Annotated in this window: 13 protein-coding genes; 10 read left to right on the top strand and 3 right to left on the bottom strand. The window is 70.3% G+C overall.

The window, feature by feature from the left end:
- Positions 1-55: 55 nt before the first annotated feature.
- The 9 genes from O7628_RS16135 (at position 56) to O7628_RS16095 (ending at position 9906) form a co-directional block, all read left to right on the top strand.
- On the top strand, positions 56-256 hold the full coding sequence (locus O7628_RS16135; RefSeq protein ID WP_278131592.1) for a hypothetical protein: 201 nt from the start codon (positions 56-58) through the stop codon (positions 254-256).
- Positions 257-279: 23 nt separating this feature from the next.
- Positions 280-1515, top strand: a complete 1236-nt coding sequence (gene fxlM / locus O7628_RS16130) for a methyltransferase, FxLD system (protein WP_278131589.1) — start codon at positions 280-282, stop codon at positions 1513-1515.
- A gap of 12 nt (positions 1516-1527) precedes the next feature.
- Entirely contained in the window at positions 1528-1671 is a 144-nt protein-coding gene (locus O7628_RS16125; protein WP_074475007.1) for an FxLD family lanthipeptide, read from the top strand.
- A 63-nt stretch (positions 1672-1734) separates the two neighbouring features.
- Entirely contained in the window at positions 1735-4476 is a 2742-nt protein-coding gene (locus tag O7628_RS16120; protein ID WP_278131585.1) for a lantibiotic dehydratase, read from the top strand.
- Complete coding sequence (locus O7628_RS16115; protein ID WP_278131584.1) at positions 4473-5549, top strand: lanthionine synthetase C family protein; 1077 nt, start codon at positions 4473-4475, stop codon at positions 5547-5549. Before O7628_RS16120 ends, O7628_RS16115 begins: the two co-directional genes overlap by 4 nt.
- 13 nt (positions 5550-5562) lie before the next feature.
- Entirely contained in the window at positions 5563-6333 is a 771-nt protein-coding gene (locus O7628_RS16110; protein WP_278131582.1) for a thiopeptide-type bacteriocin biosynthesis protein, read from the top strand.
- 147 nt (positions 6334-6480) lie between these two features.
- Complete coding sequence (locus O7628_RS16105; RefSeq protein ID WP_278131580.1) at positions 6481-7935, top strand: helix-turn-helix transcriptional regulator; 1455 nt, start codon at positions 6481-6483, stop codon at positions 7933-7935.
- Entirely contained in the window at positions 7935-8507 is a 573-nt protein-coding gene (locus O7628_RS16100) for a flavoprotein (protein WP_278131578.1), read from the top strand. The genes O7628_RS16105 and O7628_RS16100 overlap by 1 nt, the downstream gene beginning before the upstream one ends.
- 193 nt (positions 8508-8700) lie before the next feature.
- Positions 8701-9906 carry an IS256 family transposase gene (locus O7628_RS16095; protein WP_278136322.1) on the top strand — a complete coding sequence of 402 codons (1206 nt, stop codon included), beginning with the start codon at positions 8701-8703 and terminating at the stop codon, positions 9904-9906.
- A 54-nt stretch (positions 9907-9960) separates the two neighbouring features.
- On the opposite strand, the gene O7628_RS16090 is transcribed toward O7628_RS16095, so the two are convergent.
- The 3 genes from O7628_RS16090 to O7628_RS16080 form a co-directional block, all read right to left on the bottom strand.
- Complete coding sequence (locus O7628_RS16090; protein ID WP_278131576.1) at positions 9961-10422, bottom strand: hypothetical protein; 462 nt, start codon at positions 10420-10422, stop codon at positions 9961-9963.
- A 470-nt stretch (positions 10423-10892) separates the two neighbouring features.
- Complete coding sequence (locus tag O7628_RS16085; RefSeq protein WP_278131574.1) at positions 10893-12752, bottom strand: BTAD domain-containing putative transcriptional regulator; 1860 nt, start codon at positions 12750-12752, stop codon at positions 10893-10895.
- A 70-nt stretch (positions 12753-12822) separates the two neighbouring features.
- Positions 12823-14658, bottom strand: a complete 1836-nt coding sequence (locus O7628_RS16080; protein WP_278131573.1) for an Hsp70 family protein — start codon at positions 14656-14658, stop codon at positions 12823-12825.
- Positions 14659-15061: 403 nt separating this feature from the next.
- On the opposite strand from O7628_RS16080, the gene O7628_RS16075 reads away from it, so the two are divergent.
- Complete coding sequence (locus tag O7628_RS16075; RefSeq protein ID WP_278131570.1) at positions 15062-17905, top strand: BTAD domain-containing putative transcriptional regulator; 2844 nt, start codon at positions 15062-15064, stop codon at positions 17903-17905.
- Positions 17906-18034 lie beyond the last annotated feature (129 nt).

The following is an 18034-nucleotide window of genomic DNA, read 5'->3' as shown; positions in this document are numbered from 1 at the left end:
CGCGGGAGACGGGTGTACCGGCACCTGGACGCGGTGTCGAAGTTCCATGTCGAGGATGGTCGACATCGTTGAGTTGGCGTTGAGTGATGGACATGACCCGGGCCTCAACCGTCGGCACCACTTCTCGATGAAGGGGCGCTTCGGCGCGGTGGCCTGGTTCCGCGAGGGCCGTGCGCCTTCGGGCTGGTGTAGGTGTCCCGAGGTCGTGTTCATCCTCGGGTGGATGAGCAAGAGCGTCCCGGCGGTGTGGTTGTGAGTGATGGGGAGAGTGGCGCGTACATGAGTGTCGACACGGTGAGCGGTAAGGGCCTTCGTGCCGCGATGGTTGATCAGCTGATCGCTGATCACGCGGCGAAGGGGCTGACGATGCGGCCGGAGGTGGAGGCGGCGCTGAGGGCGGTTCCCCGCGAGCTGTTCACGCCGGGGGTGGCGGTGGAGGAGGCGTACCGCGGCGACACCGCAGTGATCACCAAGCGGCGCGGCGACGAGACCGTCAGTTCCGTGTCGGCTCCGTGGCTGATCGCGGAGATGCTCGGTCAGGCCGCTGACGCCCTCGGCGGGTTGCAGGGGCGGCATGTGCTGGAGGTCGGATCGGGTGGCTACAACGCGTCGCTGTTGCGGGAGTTGGTAGGCCCGTCGGGTTCGGTGCGGACCGTGGACATCGACCCAGACGTGACCGCGCGGGCCGTGGCGTGCCTCGCGGCAGCGGGCTACGGCGATGTCACGGTTGTGTGCGCGGACGCGGAGCAGCCGATCGGGCCGGTCCGCCGCTACGACCTGATCATCGTGACGGCCGGTGCGTGGGACATTCCTCCGGCGTGGATGGCGCAGCTGGCGGAGGATGGTGTGCTCGTCGCGCCGCTGCGGACGTTCGGGATGACCCGGTCGTGGGCGCTGCGACGGGTTGGTGACCGGCTGGTCAGCCACAGCCAGCGGCTGTGTGGGTTCGTGGCGATGCAGGGCGCCGGCGCCCACGAGATGCGGTACGTCGACATCGCCGACGGCGTCCATCTGCGGCTGGACGAGGGTCAGCGGGTCGATCCGGAATCCGTCGGCGGCCTGCTGACGCAGCGGCGGGAGCAGGCGTGGGCCGGGGTGAGCCTGCCGCCTCGCACCGTTCTGGCCGACCTGGACCTGTGGCTGGCGGCCCGGCTCGCCGACGAGGCGGGTCAGTTCGTGGTGCTCTCCGCGCAGCAGGAGGCGGTCGATGCCGGAGTCGTCGCTCCCGCGTGGCGTTTCGGTACGCCCGCCGTCCTGCGTGAGGGCACGTTCACCTACCGGTCGGCGTTGCGCTGGACCGAGGACATGTTCGACTTGGGCGCATGCGCGCACGGGCCCGACGCTCCTGCTGAGGCGGGGTGCCTCGTCGGGCACATGCGCGCGTGGGTGGATGCTGGCCAGCCCTCGCCGGTGCTGCACGTCCTGGCCGCAGGTACTCCCGACGGCGACCTGCCGGCCGGGACGGTGCTGGACAAGCGGCACAGCCGTGTCGTCCTCACCTTCACCCCCGCATAGGAAGGACAGCGAGTGGACACCAAGGAACTCGAGGAGTACGACCTAGACGTCACCCTGGTGGACGCCGGACCCGCCGCGAGCGGGTACGCCACCAACACCGACGACAACTGCGGCTCGGGCAACACGGGCTCCAACGCCTGCTCCGGCGGCAGGTAACAGGCTTTCACCTTCCGGGCCCGGCGTTGGTCAACGCCGGGCCCCCGGTTTCGAGGGTGCGTCATGTTCTCCATGGCTGGTGCGGCGCTGATCAGAGCCGCCGCCTACCCGAGCGGTATGGCCCTTCCCGCATGGCCCGACCTGACGTCCGACCAGCCCGAGCGGTGGCGCGAGTGGCTGACGACGGCATGGGCGCTACCCGGGTTCGCCGTCGCCGTCGCTGGGGCCACACCGCAGCTGGCCGAGCAGATCACCCAGGCCGTGGCCGGCGAACCGGTCTCCCTGTGCCGACTGCGACGGGTGGTCGAGTCGGCTGTTCGGTACCTGCTGAGATGGACCACCCGCGCGACCCCGTTCGGAACCTTCGCCGGCGTCGCTCCGGTCGAGTGCGGTGCCCGCGCGTCGGTCCGCTGGGGCGAGGCGCATCACGAAGTTCCTCGACCTGACGGGCAGTTCGTCGCCGGCCACACCGCGCGGGCCGAGCAGGACCTGGCCCTGCTGCGCGACGTCGCGGTGGTGACGAACTCGTTGGGCTACCGCCGCGGCGACAGGTGGGTGCTGCCCTGCGCCCGCGCCGACGGCGACCGCCGGTGGGATGTGGAGATTCGCCTGACCGGGCCAATCCAGGCGGCGCTCGAAGCGGCGACGTCCCCGCTGCGGTTCGCCGAGCTCGCCACCCGGATCGCCGGGGCGACTCTCACCGAGGTCGGCGTGACCGAACGCCTGCTGGCCTCGCTGGTACGGGCGGGTGTCCTTCTGTCCGCGCTGCGGCCGGCGATGACCGTCACCGACCCGGCCACGTACCTGGCCCGCCACCTCGCGCTACCCGACCCCGGCGATCGCGTCGCGGTCGATCTGCGGATCGACGCCTCGGTGACGCTGCCCCCGGCGGTGCTGCGTGAGGCGGGCCGGGCCGCGTCGACGCTAGCGGCGATGGCACCACCCCATGCCGGATGGGCGGAGTACCACGCAGCGTTCATCGAACGGTGGGGTCCGGGCGCGGCCGTTCCGGTACGCGACGTGCTGAACGTCCTGGGCTTTCCCGCCGGATACCGGGGTTCGACCCGACGCGTACCCGCGGTGTTCACCACCCGAGACCGCCTGCTCACGCAGCTCGCCCAGCAGTCCGCGCTGAACGACTGCGCGGAGATCGTCCTCGACGACGAGCTGATCGGCCGCCTTCGCAGCGACGACCGACCGCTGATGCCGCACACCGAGCTACGGTTCACCCTCGCCGCCGATACCCCACGCGACTTGGACCGAGGCGCGTTCACCTTGACCGTGGTCAGCGGATCCCGCCACGCCGGTGCCGCCTCCGGCCGTTTCCTCCACCTGCTCACCAACGCCGAGCTGGCATCGTGGCAGCAGGTCTACCAGCGCCTACCGACCGTCCTGCCCGGCGCGCACGTGACACAGCTGTCCGGCCCGCCACTGGACGCTCGCCTGACCCCGCTAGCCCGGACCCCGAAACTGCTGCCGGTCCTGCCGGTCGGGGACTTCCACCCCGATCCGCCCTACATCGTCGCGGACCTCGCCGTGACCGGCGACGGCCAACGACTCTGGTTGGTGTCGCGCACGACCGGCCGACCGATCGAGCCGTTGCTGCTCAACAGCGTGCTGTTACCCGGTCTCCAACAGCCCTTGCTGCGGTTCCTGACCGAGATCTGGACGGCGTGGTCGGCTCCGTGCAGCAGATTCGACTGGGGCCACGCCCACGGCCTGCCGTTCCTGCCACGCGTTCGCCACGGACGCAGCGTCCTGCACCCCGCCCGCTGGGCCATCGACCGATCAGCTCTTGCCCGTACTGCGCCGTGGCCGGAGTGGCGCGACACATGGCTGCGACACCGTGACCGGCACCGCATCCCCGGCGAGGTCCTAGTGGGAGACGACGACGTGCGGCTGCGTCTAGACCTGGACGACGACGCCCACCTGGCAGTACTACGCACGCACCTCGCCCGACATGCCCGCACCATCCTCACCGAGGCCCCGGGCCCGGCGGGCTGGATCGGTGGCAGGCCCGCCGAACTCCTACTCACCCTCACCGCCGCGCCGCCGGCCGCCCCGCCGCCCCGGCCGGTCCGTGCCGTATCGGCCCTGCGGCACCGACCCGGCCAGTCACCGTGGCTGGAAGCCAGGGTGTACGGGCAGCCAGACGACATCCTCGCCGATCTCGCCCGCCAGCCCACCAACATCCTGCCAGCCGGCTGGTGGTTTCTGCGGTACCCCGACCCCGAACCCCACCTGCGGCTGCGCATCCCCCAACACCGGGTGGGGCGGTTCGCCGACACCGCCAGAGACCTCGCCCGGTGGGCACAGCGCCTGGAACACGACGGCGTCCTGCACGACTACACCCTGCACACATACCGGCCGGAAACCCGCCACGGCACCGGCCCAGCCCTCGCCGCCGCCGAAGCGGTGTTCGCCGCTGACTCCCGCGCGGCCCTACGACGGCTAACCGGCGACCGGCAAGCCGCCACCGCCGCCACGATGATCACCATCGCCGACGGATTCACCGGCGGCGACGGACCCCGCTGGCTCACCGAGCACGTCCCCCACCGCAGCGGCCCCCGCCTGAACCCCGCCCAACTCGACCGCGCCCGCATCCCCCACCGAGACAACGACCTCACCACGGCGTTGGCTACCTACCGGAGGCTGGCCCACACCGACGGCCTCGATCTCGACCACGTGCTGGCCGACCTGCTGCACCTGCACCACGCCCGGATGATCGGCGTCGACACCGCCTCCGAGCGGCACTGCCTGCGCCTGGCCCGCGCCGTCGCCCGCACCCACCGGGAAACGACATGACAACCGGCCAGTCACTCGCCGACGGCGCAGCCGGCGTCGCCCTCCTGCACCTGGAAACCGGCAACTGGCCAGCCGCGCACGCAGCCCTGCGAGACGCCACCGCCAACGGCGTCAGCATCGCCGACGGCGCCAGCCTCTACTACGGTGCCCCCGCGCTCGCCTTCGTTCTCGCCTCGACCAGCCACCCAGGCCTTGCCCGCGCACGAGCGGTCGCAGCGTCCGGGACCGCCACGGTGACCCGACGGCGGCTGCACGCAGCCCACCGCCGCCTAGACTCCCGCCTGCGGCCGCACTACGCCGAGTACGACCTCATCCGCGGCCTGACCGGACTCGGTGTCGCCCTGCGCCGCCTCGGCGACCACGACCTGCTCCGCCAGGTGTTGGACTACCTGGTCCGACTCACCGAACCCCTCAAGGGACTTCCCGGCTGGTGGTGCGCCAACAGCCCCGACCGCGACCAGCCGCCACCACCCGGAGGCCACGCTAACCACGGTATGGCCCACGGCATCACCGGCCCGCTCGCGCTCCTCGCCCTGACCCTGAGCGACCGCGTCACCGTAACCGGCCATACTGACGCGATTCACCGCATCTGCCGATGGCTCGACAGTTGGCAGCAACACAGCACCGACGCCGCCTGGTGGCCGCAAACACTCACCCTCGCCGACCTACACCACGGCACACCAGCACAGCGGCAACCGCTGCGCCCCTCCTGGTGCTACGGCACCCCCGGCATCGCCCGAGCACAGCAACTGGCCGCCCTCGCCCTGCGCGACACCATCCGCCAACGCCGCGCCGAAGCCGCCTTCACCGCCTGCGTCAACGACCCCGTCCAGACCCGCCGGCTCCACGACCGCAGTCTCTGTCACGGCACGGCCGGGCTGCTCGCCACCGGCCGTCGCATCACCGCAGACGCCCTCATACCGACATCCCTCACCCCACTGGCACGTCTGCACCAGAACGCCGATCCCACCAAGGAAGAAGGCACCGGGCTCCTCGACGGGACCACCGGCTCCGCCCTCGCCACAGCCGCAGCCACCTCCACCTCCTGGGACGCCTGCCTCCTACTCACCTGACGAAAGGCCAACCGTGGAAGAAGGCACCTGGAAGCAGGTCACCATCACCTATCCCGGACAGGACCGCCAGGAACGCGAGCGACACGCCGTGCCGCACCTACGCCACATCCTGCCCGCCGCCGAAACATCCGGGCTCATCACCTCCTGGTGGTTCATACGCAAAGGCGCCTGGCGCATCCGCTACCTGCCAACCCCACCGCATGACGGCCACGATCCAGTACACCGCCTACTCACCGACGCGGTCACCTGGACCACCGACATCTACGAACCTGAGATCCACGCCTTCGGCGGCCCCGACGCGATGAACGCCGCCCACACACTGTTCCACCACGACAGCCACCACCTCCTCACCTACCTCCACACCCCGCCGGTCGACCGTCGGGAACGCTCACTGACCCTGTGCACCGCGCTCATGCGCGCCGCAGGACTGGACCTCAACGAACAAGGCGACGTCTGGGCCCACGTCGCCCAGCACCGCGCCGAACACCTCAACCGGCCAACCACCCCCCACACCTGGGAGGCCTTCACCGGCAAGGTCCGCCACCTCCTACTCGGCTCAACCCGCGACACCCACGACTGGCAGGCCGGGTTCGACAACGCCGGAACCGCCCTCCAACACCTACGCGAGACAGGCAGGCTCACCCGCGGCCTACGCGCAGTCATCGCAGAACACGTGATCTTCCACTGGAACCGACTCGGCCTCCCCGCCACCACCCAAGCCACACTCGCCCAAGCGGCCACGGAGGCCATCTTCGGCAGCGCTCCCTCGTTGCCCAGGAGATAGAAGTGGAGTCCTACCCGCCACGCCAGCGAGCCATACGATTCAGCTCCACGCCCAGCTCGCCCGCCTTCCGATAGTGTCGAATCGCTGTGTACCAAGCACCGCAACAATCGGCTCGACGCGGGCCGATGCAAGCGGAAGGCCGAGCCCATGATCGATCGTCAGGACCTCCAGCACGCAAGAAACGATCTCGGTCGCAGGCTCGCCGCCCTGCGTACGTCGCGAGGCCTCATCCAGCAAGCCCTCGCACGCCAGGTACACACGACACGCAGCACCCTGGCCATGGTCGAACGCGGCAGGCAAGTCGTCGACCGGATCTTCTGGCTCCGCTGCGATGCGCTGCTGGAAGCAGACGGCCAGCTACTGGCCGCCTACGACGCCTACCGACATCTCCACACCGAGTTCAACACGCAAAGAGCCGAGGCCGCCCAGCGAGCACGGTGGGGAGCAATACCCGAGGCGGTCATGACAGCCAACGACGCCACAGCCCGCGAACACCGCGAACTCGGCAACAAGCAACACCACAACGAGCGGCCAGAGACCGACCTCACGACCACACGACACCGGCAGCCGTCAGCCGTTGACACGGAGGCTGGCCGCCGCGAGGAAGGCGACAATGGCACTGCCGCCCGCCTGCTGGCCCACCTTCGCCACCACCTGCTCGCACCCCACCAACCGAAACAGGCGATCGACCCGACCATGCTCCCGGAGGTCCGTCAACGGGTCGCGCACATCCACAGCCTCTACCAACGTGGCAACTACGCCGAGACGATCCGGGAGCTACCCGACACGATCGAGCAGGCGAACGTCCTGACCCGCGTCTGCGCCGACAACCATCGCATCCGAGCCGCTGCCGTCCTCTCGGCGGCGAACCTCGCCGCCTCCAAGGTCGCCGTCAAACTCGGCGACCCCAGCCTCGCCTGGATAGCTGCCGACCGAGCCGCTCGCATCGCCACCGACCAAGCCGAGGACACCGCCCTCGTCGCCGCAGCGGCATTCTCCGTGGGAACCGCACTGCTGGCCATGCCAAACCGCACCGACAGCGCAGAGGCAGTGGTGCTGTCGGCCCTTGACCGCGTCGCAGCGACCCCACATCCACACGGGCCCCGGACGCTATCGACTCAGGGAGCACTGACCCTGCTCGCAGCCTTGGTCGCCGCCCGCCAAGCCCAGCCCGCCACCGCCGAACGGCATCTCAACGACGCGTACGCCCTAGCCCAATGGATCGGCACTGACCGCAACGACCTCTGGACCGGCTTCGGACCAACGAACGTCATGATCCACCGCATCAACATCGCCGCCCGAACAGACCGACCACAGCTCGCTATCCATCTCGGCGAACAACTCGACACCTCATCGCTGCCGAAAGCGCTGATGAGCCGCCGCGCCCAGGTCCACCTCGACCTCGCAGCGGCCAACGCCACCTCACCCGACAACGATCCCGCAGCCGTGCTGCACCTGCTCGAAGCCGAACGCATCGCCCCCCAGACGGTGCATGTGCACGCCAGAACACGCCACCTGATCGGTGACCTACTCGCCCGTGAACGCCGCGCCGTCACCCCCGGCCTGCGAGCACTCGCCGAACGAGCGGAGATCACCGCGTAATGCCCGAACCTACGAACACGCGGCTGCTCTACCTGGTGACCTGCGCCGCTCCGCCAGCCCGGCACATCACCGAACTTGTGGAAGCGGCACAACGCGACGGCTGGGACGTGCACATCATCGCGACCGAAACCGCCTACACCTGGCTCCCCACCGAACAGTTGGCCGCCACAACAGGGCATCCCGTCAGATACCGACAGCGCCACCCCGACGAACCCAGCACCCTGCCACGCGCCGACGCCATCGCCGTCGTCCCGGCAACCTTCAACACCATCAACAAGTGGGCCACCGGCATCAACGACAGCCTGGCCCTCGGCATCCTCAACGAATCCCTCGGCACGGGCCTACCGATCATCGCCTCTCCCTACGTCAAACCCACCCTGGCCCGCCACCCCGCGTTTGACGCCCACCTGCGACTACTCGCCGACCACGGCGTACGACTCACCCCCACCCAAGTCCTACGCCCACCCCAGGACGATGAGCCCTTCCGCTGGCAAGTCATCCTCGACGTACTTCACGGACTACCTGCCTCCGGCAGAGCCGTCGGGACTGCAGCGAACGCCTGCGATTTCTGACCAAGCGGCACCCGGGCGATCGTCACGTCCCGCTGGTCACGGCCTTGATCGTGAAATTGCGCCCGAAGGGGGACTGTACAAATAGCGGCTGATCGACCGATCAAGGGAGAGACGCCAGATGGCGACCGAGACCACCGTGGGAGAGCCGGCCGCAGGGCCGGTGGGTGCGGTCACGGATGAGCAGTTGATTGCGATGCTGGTCGATCGGGCTCGTGGTGACGGGTTGAAGCTGACCGGTGAGGGCGGGCTGTTGCAGCAGTTGACCAAGCGGGTCCTCGAGTCCGCCGTCGATGGAGAGATCACCGACCATGTCGGCTACGACAGGCACGACCCGGCCGGTCGGGGCAGTGGGAACACCCGTAACGGCAGCCGGTCCAAGACGGTGCTCACCGACGTCGGCCCGGTCGAGGTCCGGGTTCCACGCGATGCGGCCGGGACGTTCGAGCCGCAGATCGTGCGCAAGCGCCAGCGGCGCCTGACCGGGGTCGACGACATGGTGCTGTCGCTGTCGGCCAAGGGCCTCACTCATGGGGAGATCGCCGCGCATCTGGCCGAGGTGTACGGCGCCGAGGTGTCGAAGCAGACCATCTCCACCATCACCGACAAGGTCATGGACGGGATGGCGGAGTGGCAGAACCGGCCCCTCGACAGGGTGTATCCGGTCGTGTTCATCGACGCCATCAACGTGAAGATCCGCGATGGTCAGGTCGCTAACCGGCCGATCTACGTCGTTATGGCGGTCACGGTCGACGGGCATCGCGACATCCTCGGGATCTGGGCTGGTGACGGCGGTGAGGGCGCGAAGCACTGGCTGCATGTGCTCACCGAGCTGAAGAACCGCGGCGTCGCCGACGTGTTGATGCTGGTCTGTGACGGGCTCAAGGGCCTGCCGGACGCTGTCGCGACGGTGTGGCCGCGCACGATCGTGCAGACGTGTGTGGTGCATCTGCTGCGCAACTCGTTCCGTTACGCGGCTCGCCAGGACTGGGACAAGATCGCGAAAGCGCTCAAGCCGGTCTACACCGCGGCGACCGAGGACGCCGCGACCGAACGGTTCCTCGAGTTCGCCGAGACCTGGGGACGCAAGTACCCGGCGATCGTGAAGCTGTGGGAGAACGCCTGGGCCGAGTTCGTGCCCTTCCTCGCCTTCGACGTGGAGATCCGCAAGGTCATCTGCTCCACCAACGCGATCGAGAGCGTGAACGCTCGCATCCGCAAGGCCGTCCGCGCCCGCGGCCACTTTCCGAACGAGCAGGCCGCGCTCAAGTGCGTCTACATGGCGTTGATGAGCCTCGACCCCACCGGCACCGGACGCCGGCGGTGGACCATGCGCTGGAAGGCACCCTTGAACGCCTTCCAGATCGCCTTCGAAGGCCGGCTCACCCCAGCCAACAACTGACCACCTCAACAACCAAGATCAGCCGTTAACTTGACAGACCCGGCGTGACCGTCGTCAGTCGTCGTGTACGGCGGGCGGCAGCATAGACGATCCGCCGTCTTCCAGGTTGGTATTGGTCGTTGCGGGTAGGCGGTCGCGTAGGTCGGCGAGGGATGTTCCGTCTGTGGTGTGCCACAGTGGCCAGGCTTGGGTGGGGTAGCCGGCGATGACTCGGGCGGCTACGTTCGGCGTCTCGCATTCGACGCCGTCGTCGGTCACCAGGTGGCCCTGCTCGTTGACGGTCACGGTGAAGACCTCGCGGCGGCGGGGTCGGTCCCAGGTCAGTTTCTGTCCTGGTTCCAGCAGTCCTGCCTGAATCAGGGGTAGCAGAGGCGGCCACGAGGGAGGTGGCGGGGCTGGCCGTGGGAGCGGGGGTAGCCCGAGTTCGTCGCGGATGACGTCGTTGTACGTGTGGTCGGGGTCGCGTCTTTGCTCTAGCCAGACCAGTAGCTGAACGTCGACTTTGATTTTGGGCATGGGTGGGCTCCAACGGGTGAGGTACGTGGCGTCGTGCCACGCTCGGCGACAGTGAGGGCAGCCTTCGCTCTCTCGTATGGCGTGGGGTTAGACGACCGGCTCCAACCGGTCAGCCAGGCACAACTGGGCAACCGGGTATAGGGCCGCGTGCTGGGCACGGTGGAAGTCGCGGGCTGCCAGTGGGCGACGTTGGTGGCGAGCGGTCACTGCAGGGCGTCGTGGACGCTGCCGGGTGTCGTGCGGCGGTGCGGCATCCTCATCTCCCTTCGGGTCGGGAAGGCTCACGGCCGGGCTGACGATGGCGTGGATGTGCCGCTGCCGGGTTCGCTGGCCGCCGGCCGGGGATGTCAGTGACGCTCGGCGGCACGGATCGGTCAAGTCGCCGCTACGCCCGCGACTTGAGTGGGGCGCACCGTAGGTGCTCTCGCCGGGGCGGTCACGGCGTGCGCCAAAGGGGTTCGCGAGTTCAGTCAGGGCCGCGTGAGGCCGGTGTCCGTGAGCCTTTGGTGGTAGCGGGAGAGGAGGGCGTGGGCGTCCTGGGCTCGGCCGAGTCTGGTGAGGGTATCGGCGGCTTGGTGGTGGAGGTGTTCGTTGTACGGGTCGAGGCGGAGGGCGTCTTGAAGCTGGTGTAGACGAGTGTTCGGGTCGGGTGTGTGGTCGGCGAGGACGGTGTGGGCGTCGATGACGTGTCGTCGGGTCTTCTCGCGGATGGGGTCGAGCCATGGCCAGGTGTGGTGGGCGGCGATGTCGCCGGTGTAGTGGTCGATGATCGTTTGGTAGGCGCGGGTGGGGTCGGTGAGGGCGGTGGCGGCTTGGTCGATGGCGGCGTTCAGCTGCCAGAGGTCGACGTCGATGTGCTGCTGGTTGAGGTGGTATCGGTCGTTGGTGTGTTCGACGGGGCTCGGGTGGCCAATGGCGGTGATGTCTTTGCGGAGGTCGCTGAGGGTGGTGTAGAGGCGGCGGGTGACGGTGTGGGGGGCCAGGCCGGGCCAGATGGTGGTGGCGAGTTCGCGGGTGGTGCGGCCGTCGGGGTGGGCGGCGAGGGCGACGAGGATCTGCAGGGCAGCGCTGCGGCGGATGGGCACTGGCGTGCCGTCTGCTCGCAGGGTGGGGTTGCCGAGGACTTGCAGGTTGAGGGGTTTCGGCGGGGACGACGCGGGTGGCGGGGCGGGTGTGGGTGGTCGTGGTCGGGGCACGGCTGTCGCGGGCGGGGTGGTCGAAGCGGGGGCGAGGACGGTGAGCAGGTCGCGGGCGGCGGTGTCCGTGAGTACGCACAGTCGGGTCGGGTCGCTGCTGGTGTCGGGGCGGGTATGTCCGTCGGCGTTGACGTGCCAGGTAGGCCCGTGGGTCCAGGTGCCGATGACAACGCCGACGGTGTGGGTCAGGGCAGTGGCGAGCCGGGCGGCGATGGTGGGGTCGGTGGGTGTGTGGGTGAGCAGCGTCGGCAATGTGCCGGACGGGTTGTTCGGCTGGGTGAGGGTGGTGATGGCCTCTTCGAGGGTGTCGGCAACCGTCAGGCCTGGTAGGGGGTGCAGGGTCGGGGTGTGGGGGCCGAGGAGCCTGTGGAGGTCATCTCTGCTGGTGACGAGGGTGGTGGGGTGGCCGGTGGGGCGTAGGGCTTGGAGCAGGGTGGTGAGGAGGATGCCGCGTGCGGCATCGGCGGCTCCGGGGCCGGTCAGGCCGATGCCTCCAGCAGGAAACACCAGCGTGGTCGTGGGTGGTGTGGTGGGTGGTGTGGCGGCTTGGACGACGGTGACGGTGGACGGTAGTGGGGTCAGGTCGCTGTCGTCGCGGGGTTGTCCGGGGGGTTGGGGTTGGTAGGCGCGGCGGCGGCGTAGCCAGACCAGCGCGCTGGCGGTGGCGATCTGTTGGGCGGTGTCGGCGGGGAGCCATCCGCCGGGGATGTCCACGCCCGGAACGGCTGCCTGCTCGTGGTTGGTGGTGGTCGGGGTGGGGGTGGGTGCGTCGATGGTCGCGGTGGAGGTGGTGGTGGGTGTCCAGAGGGCGGCGGCGCCGGCCATGCCGGTGGCGGTGGCCTGCATGGGGGTGGGCAGCGGTACCCGCCGCAGCCGCTGGACCGTCTTGATCAGTCGTGTCGCGGTGGCGCGGAGGGTGATGCCGGCGAGGAGGGCCCAGAGCATCCAGGCGAGCAAAACCAGGCCGGCGATCAGGGTGTTCTCGGTCAGTGGGTCGCTGATCCACTGGTGGAGCTGCTCCTGTGTGGGGCGGGTGGGTAGGGGCCATCCGACGGTGTGGGCGAGCACGATCGGTGGGCAGGTCAGGACGGTGGTGAGTGCTGCCGCGGTGGCGACCTGTCGGGGCCACCTCACCCTGCCCGCCCTCTCCTGCCGGGCCGCCTAGGCGAGCGGGGTCGGCTTGTGGCGGTGGGGTGATCACCGGTCATGGGTGGGCTGCCGGGGTGCGGACGAGGCGGGTCCACAGCCGGTACACCCACCACATGGCCACGGCGGTGGCGTAGATGCCGGCGAGGACGCCGAGCATGCGGTACGACGTGATGGCGGCGGTGATGACGGCCAGCGGCGCGCCGATGACCAGCCGCAGCAGCCAGGGGCGGATCAGGGCTATGACCGCGCCGACGCCGATCAGTAGGCCGCCGACGCGGCCGGCGACTTCGATGAAGAGCACCATGTCGGGCCACCGGTCGGCGGTCATGGAGTACTGGACGAGGCCCATCCCGATCGCGGCGGCGAGGACGGAGCCGGTGGGGAACGACAGCAGGGCCGACCATCCGCCGGGTGGGGTGCGCCATTGGAGGGCGGCCATGACCGCGGCGACGAGGGCGAGGCCGACGATCGGGGTGACGGGCAGCAGCGCCCACCGTAGGAACGGGCCGGCCGGCATGCCGAGGTACTGGGCGGCGACCACGGCGTAGAGGCTGGCCAGGCCCATTCCCAGCGAGACCGCCGACAGGATGCCGAGGCTGACCGTTCCTGCGGGTGACCGGTTGGTGTGTTCTGGGCTGTGGGCGGCGGCCAGTGCGCCGAGGAGCGTGCCGGCGGACAGGCAGGCGATGACCGCGAACACCGACGCCATGGCCAGCTGTCCCCAGGAGGGGGTCGCCCACTCGTTCGGGTAGACCCCGCGCCAGTCGATGGTGAGCAGCATCTGGCTGATCATCGCCAGTGACGCGAACCCGGCCACCGCGACGGGCAGCACCCGCCGTGCCGGCGGTACCTGCGGCTCCGGCCCTCCCCCGCTGCCTGCGGTAGGCGCGTTGGTGTTCGCGTCGGCCGCCCCACGGGCCGCGGCGAGCATCGGATCCTCGACGGCCTGCGGGGTGAGGCCGGTGCGCTCGGCGATCACGGCGGCGGTCGCGGGTAGGCGTGCGGTGCCGCCGACCAGGTAGATCCCGGCCAGGTCCGCCGGGGTGAGCTCGGCGGCGGTGATCGCGTCGACGGTGAGCTGCCCGACCCGCTGCAGGATCGGCCGCGCCGCCTGCTCCAGCATCACGCTGGTCGCGACCACCGCCGTTCCGGCGGGTTGGGGAACGGTGATGGCGGCGTGCTGGGCGAGGGCTTCCTTCGCGGTCCGCACGCTCGCCGCCCACGCCCACCCGCCGCCGTCGCCCTGCCCGGCCAGGGCTGCGGCGAGGGCGTGGTCGATGGCGTCGCCGCCGGCCGCGGGGTCGGCCAGGGTGGAGAGGACCTCGAACCCGGCGGGGCCGCGACGCAGGACCGTGACCTCCGCCCCGCCGCCGACATCGACGACCACCAGGTACGCGCCGACCGGCATCTGGATGCCGGTGGCGACCAGGTGTTCGGCTACCGCGACCGGCGCCTCGACCAGGCGGGGCTGTCCCAGGCCGGCGCGGTGCGCCGCCTGCCGCATCCACGTCCGCCGCCTCGGCCCCCAACCGGCCGGCACCACGAGCCGCACGTCCTCGATCGGCCCGCCGACCAGCTGCCCGGCGTGCTCGGCGATCCGCCGCAGGGTGGCCGCCACCAGGTCGGTCGCCTCGACCTGCCGGCCGTCGATGTCGATGCTCTGTTCGGCGAGGCGTTGCGGGGCCGGGACGAACCGGTGTGGCTGGTGCGCGGCGGCCTGCCACGCCTGCTGTCCGGTCCACACGCTGGTGTCCTCGGCGACCCACACGGCGCTGGGCATCGCTGGTACGCCGTCGACGGTCACCGGGGTCCACCGGCCGTCAGGCCCCGCCAGCACCGCCACCGTGTTGGCGGAGCCGTAGTCGATCGCGAGCCGCGCCTGCACCGACATGCGAGTCAGTCAAACATGAAGAAGATCCTCACGTCACCCGTGAAAAGCACTTTCACGTGCCTGACGCGGGCGTAACGACGTCGATGGGCGGGGCGGCCCTCGAGTAAGAGGACCCCGCGCGTCGATCCTGTCGGTTGCCGTTGCGGCACCAGCCTTACGTGGCGATGCCAGGGCGAAGCAGCCGACAGCACGACGGCGGAAGAGGCTCTGTCCGCGTTCGGCCCGCCTTCCCGTGCACGGGCAGTCGGCAGAGGCCCACGGGCGCGCCGGGGTCGTGACCTGCGGCTGTGAGGTCGTGTAAGGCGCTGTGAGCTTGTGTGATCCGCCGGAGGCGTCCCTACCGGCCTGTCCGGACCTAGCGTTGCGTTGCCGCACATCCCACCGGTCGGCAGGAAGGGACGTCATGAGCATCCGGACTATCGCTCGCATCGGCAGGACCCTGACCGCCGGTGTCGTCATCGGCGCTCCCGCACTGGTTCTGTATGGCCTCGGCCGTCCCTATCTGCGGTGGCCGGACGGCGACGAGGTCCAGGTGTGGCTCGGGCAGCCGTTGACCCCGGGATTCCTCACCGTCCTGACGCTCGCCGCCGGGTGGGCACTCTGGGCGCTGCTGGCCACCACCGTGCTCACCCACTTGCACCACCGGGCGGGTCACCGCCTGCGCCGGCTCGGCCAGCTGCGCCTCCCCGGACCGATGCAGGGCCTGACCGCGGCGCTGCTCGGCGCCACCGCCGTGACGGCCGGCGCCAGCGGCACCACCCCCGCCCTCGCCGTCACGGCCACGGATCTCGCGGACAACCCCATACCGTCGGCGGCCAACGCCGACAGCAGCCCCCGCACCATCGGGGCTTCGGCCGACCGAGACGACACCGGGACGACAGCGAAGCAGCACACCGTCACGGTGCGCCGGGGCGACACCCTGTCCGGGATCGCCGCCCGCCGCCTCGATGACGCCGACCGGTGGCGGGACATCTACTCCCTCAACCGCGGCACCCGCTTCGCCACCGGCAGCCTGACCGACCCCGACCTGATCCGGCCCGGCTGGAGGCTGCGCCTGCCCGCCGACGCGGACACGCCCGCCTCACCCGCGCCCTCCACAACCCCACCGGCCGCCCCCGACACCACCCCTGCCAGCACGCCATCACGGCCACCGGACAGGGACACCAGCCCGCCGACCTCACCTGATACCACCCGCGTCACGCCTGCCACCCCCGGGCCCGACAGGTCGGACTGCGACCAGCCCGGCGTGTCCCTCGACGACCGGGGCTGGATCGAGGCGACGCTCGCCGCCGCGCTGCTGGCCGCCGCCGCTCTCGCGTGGAGCCGCCGGAGACACCACTACACCCCGCCTCGTAACGCGTCCCCGAACGCCCAGGAGCACGGTCGGCAGCCACCGCGCCTGCCCGCCGTTCTAACCCTCATCCGCCGCGCGCTGCCCGACCTTTTGCCTGCTTATGGCCCTCCCACCAGCAGCGATTCTGGCAACGCCTCACATGCGGGCGAGACTGCGGCCGCCCTGGCGGTGGACCCAGCTACGACCACCGCAGCCCTCTCCCCCGACGATCCCGATCTAACCCTGACCACACCGTCGCAGAGCGGACCGATCGACCTGCCCGAAACAGGCCCGGCCACCGTCGCGCTGACTGGCCAACCGGCCGCGGCCTGGCCGGCGTCGGGCCTCGGACTGACCGGACCGGCCGCGCCGGCAGCGGCGCGCGGGCTCCTGGTATCCGCACTCGCCGCCACACCGGAGCAGCCGCACCGCAGCCAGGTAATCGTTCCGGCCAGGGTCCTGGCCAGCCTGTTGGATGACAAAGCCGGCCTCGTCGCGGACACGCCCGGCCTGGTCGTCACCGACACCCTCGCCAACGCCCTCACCGCGGTGGAGGAGCAGATCCTGCACCGCACCCGGGTCTGCGTCACGCACGAGGCCGACACCGTCACCGCGCTGCGCGACGCCCACCCGTCGGCCGAAGCTCTGCCGCCCCTGCTGCTCATCGCCGACGCCGCCGCGGCACACGAACACGCTCGCACCGCCGCAGTGCTCTCCCAAGGGCAACGACTCGACATCCACGGCGTCCTGCTCGGCACCTGGCCCTACGGAGACACCATCAGCGTCGCTGACAACGGGTTCACCGCCGACGACAACGGGCAGCGGAGCACCCGCCCGGCAGGTACCGGCCGATTGACCGTCCTGACCGCCACCGACACGCTCGACCTGCTCTCCACGCTCACCGCCACACAACCCCACCCACACCAACGCCCGACCGCGAACGGCGAAAGCACAGACAGCGCCCAAGACACGCAGCCTCGCCCGACCGCAAGCGACCCCGCCGCAGCCGACGCTGACCTCGCGCCCGATGTCGACGCCGCACCGATGTTCACCGCCTACCACCGCGCGACGATGACCACCGAGACCTCCCACCGCCCGAGCACCCCATCAACCGCCCTCGACGGTCAGCCCGGTGATCGCGGTGGGCGGGTGCAGGTGCAGGTTCTCGGTGGGGCACACATCCTGGGCAGAGACACCAGCCTGCCGCTGCGGGCGAAGGCCCTCGAACTGCTGGTCTACCTCACCGTCCACGACGGCGAAGCGACCCAGGACGCCATCCTCGACGACCTGCTACCCGACGCCCCCGCGTCGAAGGCACCCCACCGGCTGCACACCTACGTGTCCGCGCTCCGCAAGGCCCTCGCCCACACTGGCGGCCCCGCCACCTACCTCACCCACACCACCCACCGATACGCCCTCAACCGGCAAACCGTCGACACGGACCTGTGGCAGATGCGCGCCGCGCTGCGCGCCGCCGACCGAGCCACCGACACCGACCGGCTCACCGCGCTACGCCGCGCCGTCGACGCCTACCGCGGCAACCTCGCCGACGGCTTCGACTACGAATGGATCGAAGCCCACCGCGAAGGCATCCGCCGCCAAGCCCTCGACGCCCACCTCACCCTGGCCACCACCACACCAGACCCGAACGAAGCCCTCACCGTCATCCAGGCCGCCATCAGCCACGACCCCTACGCCGAACCGCTGTACCAGCAGGCGATGCGCATCCACGCCGCACTCGGACACGCCGACGACATCCACGCCCTCCGCCAGGACCTCACCCGCCGCCTCGCCGACATCGACGCCCAACCGAGCGAGGCCACCCTCGCCCTCGCCGACCAGCTCGTCGCCGCCCCGCGACCCCACCGACCCGCCGGACACCCGCGCCGCCGCGACCACGGACCCCGATCATGACGGCGCACTCCGTTCCTTCGCCCGTGACGGCACCAACCGGTCAGGCCATCGACACCACCTCGACCGAGACCGCCGCGCCCGTCACCAGCGACAGCGCCGCCTCACGACCCACCTCGTCCCTCGGCCAGC

This window comes from Micromonospora sp. WMMD956 (genome assembly GCF_029626125.1).
Lineage (GTDB): Bacteria > Actinomycetota > Actinomycetes > Mycobacteriales > Micromonosporaceae > Micromonospora > Micromonospora carbonacea.
The sequence above is the reverse complement of the archived record's forward strand: the minus strand, read 5'-3'. Positions and strand labels throughout refer to the sequence as shown.

Coding starts and splice junctions, on each gene's coding strand:
- O7628_RS16135 (WP_278131592.1), top strand. CDS start 56: ATGGTCGACATCGTTGAGTTGGCGTTGAGTGATGGACATGACCCGGGC.
- fxlM (WP_278131589.1), top strand. CDS start 280: ATGAGTGTCGACACGGTGAGCGGTAAGGGCCTTCGTGCCGCGATGGTT.
- O7628_RS16120 (WP_278131585.1), top strand. CDS start 1,735: ATGTTCTCCATGGCTGGTGCGGCGCTGATCAGAGCCGCCGCCTACCCG.
- O7628_RS16115 (WP_278131584.1), top strand. CDS start 4,473: ATGACAACCGGCCAGTCACTCGCCGACGGCGCAGCCGGCGTCGCCCTC.
- O7628_RS16105 (WP_278131580.1), top strand. CDS start 6,481: ATGATCGATCGTCAGGACCTCCAGCACGCAAGAAACGATCTCGGTCGC.
- O7628_RS16100 (WP_278131578.1), top strand. CDS start 7,935: ATGCCCGAACCTACGAACACGCGGCTGCTCTACCTGGTGACCTGCGCC.
- O7628_RS16095 (WP_278136322.1), top strand. CDS start 8,701: ATGCTGGTCGATCGGGCTCGTGGTGACGGGTTGAAGCTGACCGGTGAG.
- O7628_RS16090 (WP_278131576.1), bottom strand. CDS start 10,422: ATGCCCAAAATCAAAGTCGACGTTCAGCTACTGGTCTGGCTAGAGCAA.
- O7628_RS16080 (WP_278131573.1), bottom strand. CDS start 14,658: ATGTCGGTGCAGGCGCGGCTCGCGATCGACTACGGCTCCGCCAACACG.
- O7628_RS16075 (WP_278131570.1), top strand. CDS start 15,062: ATGAGCATCCGGACTATCGCTCGCATCGGCAGGACCCTGACCGCCGGT.